General features: G+C 53.4%; 1 protein-coding gene. It reads right to left on the reverse strand.

The annotated features are described in order from the left end of the window. Window positions 1-206 precede the first annotated feature (206 nt). On the reverse strand, window positions 207-1,544 hold the full coding sequence (earP, locus tag MXE39_RS12780; protein WP_246979077.1) for an elongation factor P maturation arginine rhamnosyltransferase EarP: 1,338 nt from the start codon (window positions 1,542-1,544) through the stop codon (window positions 207-209). Window positions 1,545-2,232: the final 688 nt, after the last annotated feature.

The raw sequence follows: 2,232 nt of genomic DNA on the forward strand, positions 1-2,232 counted from the left end.
CGCATGTCCCGCTCATCAGCCCCGCCGCCACCCGCCCCGGGAGCTGCTGACCTTACATAAGGCCCGCTGTCCGGCCGGTCAAAGTACGCAGCACAGTTGGATGCCAGGTGCAGCCATTTTAAGGGGCTATGGAGCTTGTGGGAAACTCATACAAAAGGCATAAATACAGCCTTTTTGAATGCAGGGCGTACAGGTCAGGCCACGTATTATCTGCTGGCCAGTTTTTCGTTAATGAAGTCCATCAGTGTTTCGGTAAGGCTGCGCTGTGAGCACAGGTAAAGCGCAAAGTTATGGTAAAGAGGAGCTGTGCAGGCAATAAAGCCGTCCAGGTCAAAACTGTCATCCCATGGGGCGCCACCATTGTAGGCCAGCATGGTTGAGCTTATCAGCTCCATGCCCTTGCGCACCTCCTCTTTGCTGACGGATACAAAGGCTGATCTGTTCATGGCGCAGGCAGGGCTGTGCTCAAGGGGACTGTCAGGACAGCCTGTACTCTGAGCTGAATGGAGCTCGCCTGGTCTGGTGTCCCTGTGGGAAAAAGTACCGGCAATCTCAAGGTTTATCTGCTCCATGCGCTCAAGGAAGGATTTTAGCTTGGTGATATGGGCCTGTTCATCCTGAGGGTAGATATGCCACAGAAATGGTATGCCCGTATGCATGGCGCGCACTATGCTGTCCTCGCCTCGGACCAGATTAAAGTCGTGGTTGAGCAGGATCTGGTCATAGTGCTCGTGAGTAACCATAGGTGAGCAGGTTATGCTGACCCTGTCGTTAACAGCTGTGATGGTTCCAGGGGCAAAGTTCTGTCCGTACAGTCGTCTGAGATTGTCCTGAGCAAGGCCGGCAAAGACAGTTATCTCAGTGCGACGGCGGCTGCGGCCGCAGGCATCGATAAAAGCTCCCACAGCATCGTTTTCATAGCCAAAGAGGGTAATGGTGCGGGCGATCTCATTTGCGTCCGACGGCCAGAGCGCAGCCTGGGACTGCGGCTGCTGCATCTGCTGCCTGAGCTGCGGAGGCTGCAGCTGCTGCCCGGACTGGGATGGGCATGGCGAGCTGCTGCTGGTCAGTGGTGCGTTTTGCAGGCGCTGCAGGCACTGAGCTCTGAAGGTGCTGTCAATATTGAGGCCGCCGGTGCGGGCGGTAAAGCCCGGGAAGTAGTAATAGACCTCAAGGCCGTCAACAAAGGACGGGATTTTGTGGCAGTCTTCGACCCAGCTTTCGGCACTGAGATAGTCAAGATTGATAATCAGGCTGGAGCGGTGCTTCTGCAGAGCGCTGAGCACTGTGCTGTCAAAGCGGCAGTTAAAGGCACTTATGACGGCATCGGCCGGATCATAGCTTTGAGGGGTATTTTCCCAGCTGACAAGGCTCAGGGTGGAGCTGTCACGATCAGAGTCGGTAACCAGAGTGCCAAGCACCTGCATGTTGTTGCAGAACAGACGCACCTTACAGGAGGAGCTTAAGGTGCGGGCAAGGTGCAGGCATACGCCGGCATCGCCATAGTTGTCGATGACATCGCAGAAGATATCCAGTGAGTACATGTTCCATCCTGTAAAAATCAGAGGTCACAGCGGCCATAACGGCGGCCCTCAGCGGCATGTCAATAAGTTTTAAGGAAATAAATCCAAAAAAAGGGCGGCACCTTGAGGGGCTTTTGCCCTAAAATAACAGTGATATTTTTTTGCAACTTGATGCCTTAACTTAATGGCCCTGACCTGACTGTGAGGTCGACGGGCCTGTGCTTAGACCTGTGTCACAGTGCAGCCCATAAAGCCGGTATGCTTATCTGATGGCCTTAACAGCGCCCGCTCCTGCAACTGTTGCCCGGCAGCTCATGCTGCCTGACGGACTGTTACGGGGACGGTCAGTAATGGCACCAAGTATAACCCTGTGCCCTGGACTGTGTCCCGGTGCATGGTGGTGCTGTCAGACCCTGACAATGGGTTACAGATTAAACAGGCAGGAGCTGTCTTAAAGGACGGTATTCCTGATTTTGGCACGTCCAGGTCTTTTGTGAGGACCTGAGGCGTAAGTGTGCGGCATGCTGCCAGAGGCAGTCATGTCCTTATGATGGCGTCCCGGGACGCCTTTATTTTTGCCTGTTAAGGAACTGTAGGTAATTAAAATGATTTGTATTTCTTAAGTATAATGACCTGAACGGAGGAACCTTATGGCAAACCAGATTCAGGTCACTTTAAACAAAGATTCTATTAATCAGCTGCTTGAGGC

It is taken from the genome of Anaerobiospirillum sp. NML120511, assembly GCF_023050955.1.
In the GTDB taxonomy this organism is placed as follows: Bacteria; Pseudomonadota; Gammaproteobacteria; order Enterobacterales; family Succinivibrionaceae; genus Anaerobiospirillum.